5 protein-coding genes and 1 pseudogene are annotated in these 6,815 nt (G+C 70.1%); 2 read left to right on the forward strand and 4 right to left on the reverse strand.

Annotated features, from left to right (window positions below):
• On the forward strand, nucleotides 1–2,093 hold a 2,093-nt coding region (locus ACFE64_RS14365; RefSeq protein ID WP_375393141.1), incomplete at its 5' end, for a TonB-dependent receptor.
• 22 nt (nucleotides 2,094–2,115) lie between these two features.
• Here ACFE64_RS14365 and cobT read toward each other — a convergent pair.
• From cobT to ACFE64_RS14380, 3 genes are read right to left on the reverse strand one after another with little or no spacing between them, the layout of a single operon-like run.
• Complete coding sequence (cobT, locus tag ACFE64_RS14370; protein ID WP_375393142.1) at nucleotides 2,116–3,942, reverse strand: cobaltochelatase subunit CobT; 1,827 nt, start codon at nucleotides 3,940–3,942, stop codon at nucleotides 2,116–2,118.
• Nucleotides 3,942–4,331, reverse strand: a complete 390-nt coding sequence (locus ACFE64_RS14375) for a type II toxin-antitoxin system VapC family toxin (RefSeq protein ID WP_375393143.1) — start codon at nucleotides 4,329–4,331, stop codon at nucleotides 3,942–3,944. The genes cobT and ACFE64_RS14375 overlap by 1 nt, the downstream gene beginning before the upstream one ends.
• On the reverse strand, nucleotides 4,328–4,609 hold the full coding sequence (locus ACFE64_RS14380; protein ID WP_375393144.1) for a type II toxin-antitoxin system Phd/YefM family antitoxin: 282 nt from the start codon (nucleotides 4,607–4,609) through the stop codon (nucleotides 4,328–4,330). Before ACFE64_RS14380 ends, ACFE64_RS14375 begins: the two co-directional genes overlap by 4 nt.
• A 92-nt stretch (nucleotides 4,610–4,701) precedes the next feature.
• Here ACFE64_RS14380 and ACFE64_RS14385 point away from each other — a divergent pair, with 92 nt between their 5' ends.
• A complete protein-coding gene (locus tag ACFE64_RS14385; protein ID WP_375393145.1) occupies nucleotides 4,702–6,267 on the forward strand; it encodes a hypothetical protein in 1,566 nt (521 codons plus the stop codon).
• A 3-nt stretch (nucleotides 6,268–6,270) separates the two neighbouring features.
• On the opposite strand, the pseudogene ACFE64_RS14390 reads toward ACFE64_RS14385, so the two are convergent.
• Nucleotides 6,271–6,815: pseudogene (locus ACFE64_RS14390) on the reverse strand (cobaltochelatase subunit CobS); the annotation flags it as partial.

Genomic DNA, 6,815 nt, shown 5'->3' on the forward strand with positions numbered 1-6,815 from the left:
AGTCGAACGACGGGCTGGAGAACGGCGTCGGCTTCTATGTCGACCAGGTCTATCATGCCCGCCCGGCGACGGCCGCGTTCGACTTCGCCGACATCGATCAGGTGGAGGAGCTGCGCGGGCCACAGGGCACATTGTTCGGCAAGAACACCACCGCCGGCGCGATCAACATCACCTCGCGCCCGCCGAGCTTCACGCCGGAGGGCTATGCCGAGCTGAACTACGGCGAATACAATTTCGTCCAGGCGAAGGGCTGGGCGTCCGGCCCGCTCTCCGACACGATCGCCTATCGCCTTTCCGCCGTCTCCACCCGCCGCGACGGCACGATCCGTGACGTCCGCGACGGCCGCGACCTGAACCAGATCGGCAACCAGGCGGTGCGCGGCCAGCTGCTGTTCCGGCCCGACGACCGGCTGCAGCTGCGCCTGATCGCGGATTTCACCAACTTGCAGGCCGATTGCTGCACGCAGGTCTATCTGCGCGTCGGACAGAGCCTGCGCGCCGCCACGCGCCAATATGGCGGCCCGCTCGGGCTGGCGGCACAGTTCGGCTATACGCCGGCGAGCACCGATCCCTATGATCGCGTCACCGACATCGACGGTCCGCTCCGCATCGACACCAACGAGGGCGGCTTGGAGGCACTGACCGACTGGAATCTGGGTTTCGGGACGGTCACGGCCATCACCGCCTGGCGCTTCTGGAACTGGGACGCGGAGAACGACCGCGACTATATCGGCCTGCCGATCCAGCTCTCGCAGCACATCCCGTCGCGCCAGGACCAGTACAGCCAGGAGATCCGCCTCGCCTCCAACGGCGAACACCGGATAACCTATGTCGTCGGCGTCTACGGCTTCCACCAGACGATCACCGGCCGCCCGATCAGCATCTACGGCCCGGCCGCCGCGCGTTACCTGATCGGCACCTCGGTCCCGACCAGCGCCACCAACACCACGCCCGTTCCCGTCCCCGCCAACCTGCTCGACGGCTATGCGCAGGACGGCCGCAGCGATTACCGCCTGACCAGCTATGCCGGCTTCGGCGAGGTCAACTGGCGAATCATCGATCCCGTCACGCTGACGGGCGGGCTGCGCTACACGCACGAGGACAAGGGCGGGCTCTATTCCACCTTCACCGATGGCGGCCCGACGATCACCGGCACGACGGCGCAGATCACCGCGCTGAACAACGCCCGGCTCGGGGTGCTGCGCGGGCAGAGCTACACCGCGAGCGACCATGACGGCAGCCTGTCCGGCCGCGGCAACATCGCCTGGCAGGTGACGGACGGCGTGCTCGCCTATGCGAGCTATGCGCGCGGCTATAAGTCCGGCGGGATCAACATGTCCGGCCTGCCGCTCACCGCGACCAACCAGCCCGCGCTCGCCTTCGCGGTGGTGCGGCCGGAGCGGAACACGACGTGGGAGGGCGGCATCAAGACGCGGCTGTTCGATCGTCGCCTGATCTTCAACGCCGACGGCTTCTACACCCGCGTCCGCGATTTCCAGGCGACGATCGTCGACACCGGGCCGACCCAGACGGCGGCGCTGCGCGGCTACCTGTCCAACATCCCGCTGGTCGAGGTGAAGGGCGCGGAGGCGGACCTGACCGCGCTCGTGGTGCCCGGCCTCACGATCCGCGGCGGCCTCGCCTATGCGGACGGGCGCTATGCCGACTACCCGGCCGGCCCCTGCCCGCTGGAGCTGCAGACCGCGGCCACGACCGCCTGCAACCTCACCGGCCGGCGGCTCGCGTCGCTTCCCCGCTTCACCGTCACGGGCGGGCTCGACTATGCCCGGCCGGTCGGTGCGGGCGCGGTGTTCCTGCACGTCGACACGGCGTCGAAAAGCGGCTTCAACGGCGATCCCAGCCTGTCGCGCTACACCTATATCGGCGCCTACAACCTGACGAACGCCAGCCTCGGCTACCGCTTCGGCGCCACTGGGTTTGGTGGCGGGCTGGAAGTGGCGGTGTTTGCGCGCAACCTGCTCAACGCCGACTATATCCAGAACCTGACCGTGCAGGCGGGCAACTCCGGCCTGATCCTGGGCTATCCCAGCGACCCGCGCACGGTCGGGGCGACGCTGCGGTTCCGGCGCTGAGGAGCCTTACGGTTCGGCCTACTCAATCCGTGTCGAACAGCGCCGCCAGCTGCTCGATGATCGTGCCGCCCAGCTGCTCGGCGTCCATGATCGTCACCGCGCGCTGATAGTAGCGCGTCACGTCATGGCCGATGCCGATCGCCGCCAGCTCGACGGGCGAGCGGTTCTCGATATGGGCGATCACCTGGCGCAGGTGCCGCTCCAGATAGCTGCCCGAGTTCACGCTCAGCGTCGAGTCGTCCACCGGCGCGCCGTCGGAGATGACCATCAGGATGCGCCGCTCCTCCGGGCGCGCGATCAGCCGGGCATGCGCCCAGAGCAGCGCCTCGCCGTCGATATTCTCCTTGAGCAGCCCCTCGCGCATCATCAGCCCGAGCGAGGCGCGGGCGCGCCGCCACGGCTCGTCGGCCTTCTTGTAGATGATATGCCGGACGTCGTTGAGCCGTCCCGGCTGCGGCGGCCGACCCGCGGCGAGCCATGTCTCGCGCGACTGCCCGCCTTTCCAGGCGCGCGTGGTGAAGCCCAGGATCTCGGTCTTGACGCCGCACCGCTCCAGCGTCCGCGCCAGGATGTCGGCGCTGATCGCCGCGATCGAGATCGGCCGTCCGCGCATCGAGCCCGAATTGTCGATCAGCAGCGTCACCACCGTATCGCGGAACTCGGTCTCGCGCTCCACCTTGTAGGACAGCGACAGGCCCGGCGAGACGACGACGCGGGCGAGGCGCGCGGCGTCGAGCATGCCCTCCTCCTGATCGAAGTCCCACGCCCGGCTCTGCTGCGCCATCAGCCGCCGCTGCAGCCGGTTGGCGAGCTTCGACACGGCCGATTGCAGGTGGACGAGCTGCTGGTCGAGATAGGAGCGCAGCCGCGTCAGCTCGTCCGGATCGCACAGCTCGGTCGCGGCGACCACCTCGTCGAACTGGGTCGTCCATACGCGATAGTCGAACTGGGCGTTCAGGTCCGCGAACGGCCGGTTGGGGCGGACCGGCTGGATCCCCTCCTCGCCCTCGTCGCCGGGCTCGCCATCGGCGTCGTCCAGCGCCTCCTGGCTCTCCTCCTCGCCTTCGCCGCCCTCGGTTTCGGTGTCGGACTGCTCGCCGCGCGCGTCGACCTCGGCCTGGCCTTCGCCGCCCTGCTGCTCGGCCTCTTCTTCCTGGTCGCCGCCGGCTTCCTCCTGCGTGCCGTCGTCCTCGGCCCCGCCCTCGTCCGCCTCGTCGGGAAGCTGGTCGCCCTCGACCAGCTCCAGCTGCTCCAGCAGCTTCATCGCCAGCGCCTGGAAGGCGCGCTGGTCGTCGATCGCCAGTGCCAGCGCGTCCAGATCGGCGCGCTCCTCCACCCAGCCCCGCACCAGGTCGACCCCGGCGCGGGCGGTTTCGGGGACCGGTCGGCCCGTCAATCGCTCGCGCACCAGCAGCGCCAGCGCGGTCGACAGCGGCGCCTCCTCGCGCGTCCGCGCCCGCGTGATCGGATCGCTGCGCAGCCGGACGTCGAGCGCGGTCGCCAGGTTGTCCGCGATGCCGGCATAGCCGCGGCTGCCGAGCGCCTCGACCCGCGCGCCCTCCACCGCGTCGAACACCGCGCGCGCCACCGCCTCGCCCGGCGCGGTGCGCAGGTGCAGCGCCGTGTCGTGGTGCCTGAGCCTGAGCGCGAAGCCGTCTGCGAAGCCGCGCGCCTCCGCCACCTGCTCGATCGGCAGCTGGCGTGCGGGCATCGGCACCTTCAGGTGCTTGCCCGATTGCGCCGGCGCATCGGCGGTGAAGGCCAGCTCCACCTCCGGCTCGTCCGCGATCGCGCGCGCGGCGCCGGTCAGCACCGCCTTGAAACGGTCGAGGGGAGTGTCGGCCGCCATTACCAGAGCACCTTGCAGCCAAAACCGCTGATTTCGGGATCACGCGTCAGCACGATGAGGTCTTCACAGAGCGCCTGGCCGGCGATGACGCGATCGAACGGATCGCGATGCGTGCCTTCCAGATATGCGGCCTTCAGCACATGCCGATCCGTCATCGCAATCAGTTCGAAGCGGTTTGCTTCCATCAAGCCAGGATACTCGTCTCGAAAGCGAGGGATTTCCGGCAGACGGCCCGCGTGCGCCTTGACCGCGATCTCCCAGATACTCGCGGCGCTGAGATAGATGCGATCGTCATCGCCGTCGATCAGCGCGCGCACCGACGGTCCCAGCTTTGGGCTGTCGGTCCACCACCACAGCGCCGCATGGGTATCCAGCAGGTAACCGGTCAAAAGCCATGCTTCTCAAGCCGCTTTCCTTCCCAAAGCGCAAGCTCGTCTTCGGGCATCGGCTCGAACCAGACCGAGTCCGGAATGGGCCCGGTGATCGTCAGCCCACCCGGCCGGCGTTTCGGCTTGGCCGGCGCGTCGATCGGCACGATCTTCGCCCAGGGCTCGCCGGCCTTGGCGACGATGATCTCTTCGCCCGCGTGCGCGCGGTCGATCAGCCGCGACAGGTTGGACTTGGCGTCATGGACGTTGAAGGTCTTCTGCGGATCGGCTTCGGCCACGGCGCTGCTCCTCGGTGGGCTAAGTAGCTTAGCCCGCTGGCGGTCGCAAGCATCCTAACCGCGCGGCAAACTTTCCGCCGTAGCGCCGGGGCATGACGCTCCACGCGCCGATCGCCGTGCCGCGGCAGCCCTTGGCGCTGAGCCGACCGGTAACGATCGCGGCGCTGGCGCTCGCCGCCTGGGCGCTCGCCACCGGCCTGCTGTGGAACGTGGCGCTCAACAACGACGTCAGCTGGCAGTTCTGGGTGGCGCGGCAGCTCCGTCATGGGGCGCGCTTCGGGCGCGGGGTGATCGAGGTCAACCCGCCGCTCTGGTTCTGGGAGGCGATGCCGCTCTCCGCCCTGGCCGACCGGCTGGGCCTGGCCACGGCCCGCGTCCTCGTCGCGGCGACGACAGCCCGGACCGTCCTTGGCGTCCTGCTCACCATCCCGCTCGTCGCGCGCACGCCAGTGCAGCGGCTGGCGGCGGCGTCTGGCCTGTTCGTCCTCCTCCTCGCGCTGCCGGTGTTCTGTTTCGGCGAGCGCGAGCACCTGCTGCTGCTCGGCGCGCTGCCCTATGCCGCGCTGGCCGCGCACCGGGCGGAGTGGATGCCGGTCGACCGCCGGCTGGCGCTGGTGATCGGGCTGACAGCAGGCTGGAGTTTCGCGCTGAAGCCGTATTTCGCGCTGATCCCGCTGGCGCTGGAAATCTGGCTTTGGGGGCGCCAGCGCCGCCGCTGGCGGCCGCTGCGCCCCGAGACAGGCGCGCTCGCCGTGATCGCGCTCGCCTATGGCGGCGCGGTGCTTGCCTTCGCGCCGGACTGGCTCGCACGCGTCGTGCCGATGGCGCGGCTGTTCTACGCCGATTTCGCGCCGCCCGCCGCCTGGCCGGTGACGCGGCAGCCCTACCTTCCCGCGTGGCTGCTCGGCGCCCTCGCGTTGCTCGCCGCGCGCCCGCGTTCGGCGCGGACGCAGGCGGCGGCGGTGGCGACGGCCGCGTTCCTCGCCTGCTACCTGCTCCAGGCGAAGGGCTTCCCCTATCACGCGCTCCCCGTCACCGTCGGGCTCGCCTGGGCCTTGTGGCTGCTGATCCTCGACGGCGGCGCGGACGCAGCGGCGTTGGCGCGCCGACCGCTCGCCGTACTCGCGATCCTGCTCGCCTTCGCCACGGCCGCGCTGATCGGCTCGTTCCGCGCCCCGCCGCTCGGCGGCCTTGCGCCGGTGGTCGACCGCCTGCCGCCCGGCACGCGCTTCGCCGTGATCTCCGCGCACAGCTGGGACGCCTTCCCGATGGTAGAGCAGCGCGGCTTCGTTCAGCCGCTCTCGACCGCGAACCCGATGATGGCGCTGAAGACGGTGCTGCGTGAGGGCGAAGGGCCGCACGCCACGAGCGACGGCCTCAAGCTCCGCCGCTGGATGCTCGATACCCTGGCCGGCGATCTCGCCCGCTGCCCGGCCGAGGCGCTGCTGATCGACGATGCCGCCGCCTCACCGGTGCTGGCGGGCACGGGCGTCAGCTACCTCGCCTGGCTCGGCCGCGACCCGCGCTTCGCCGCCCTGCTCGCCGCCTACCGCCCCGCCGCGCGCGACGGCGGCAGACTGCTCCTGCTGGCCCGCCCCGGCCGGCTGCCGCGGCCGAGCGCATGCCCGATCGCGCCGGCGGTGGCGCAGCCGGACTGAGCGTCACCCCTTCCCCGTCACGCTCTCCGGCAGGTCCTTGCCGAACACGCGCTGGTAATATTCCGCCACCAGCGGCCGCTCCGCCTCGTCGCACTTGTTGAGGAACGACAGCCGGAACGCGAAGCCGACATCGCCGAAGATGAGCGCGTTCTGCGCCCAGGTGATGACCGTGCGCGGGCTCATCACCGTCGAGATGTCGCCCGCGACGAAGCCCTTGCGCGTCATGTCGGCGACGCGGACCATCGCCTCGACCTGCTTCTTGCCCTCCGGCTTGTCGTATTCGCCCGATTTGGCGAGCACGATCTGTGCCTCGGTCGCGGCCGGCAGATAGTTGAGCGTCACGACGACGTTCCAGCGGTCCATCTGACCCTGATTGATCTGCTGGGTGCCATGGTACAGCCCGCTGGTGTCGCCGAGCCCGACGGTGTTGGCGGTCGCGAACAGGCGGAACCACGGGTTGGGCCGGATCACCCGGTTCTGGTCGAGCAGCGTCAGCTTGCCCTCGGTCTCGAGCACGCGCTGGATCACGAACATCACGTCGGGCCGCC

The organism is uncultured Sphingomonas sp. (assembly GCF_964250165.1).
In the GTDB taxonomy this organism is placed as follows: Bacteria; Pseudomonadota; Alphaproteobacteria; order Sphingomonadales; family Sphingomonadaceae; genus Sphingomonas.

Excerpts from the sequence above, each read along its gene's own strand:
- cobT (WP_375393142.1), bottom strand. The coding sequence starts at position 3,942 with ATGGCGGCCGACACTCCCCTCGACCGTTTCAAGGCGGTGCTGACCGGC.
- ACFE64_RS14385 (WP_375393145.1), top strand. The coding sequence starts at position 4,702 with ATGACGCTCCACGCGCCGATCGCCGTGCCGCGGCAGCCCTTGGCGCTG.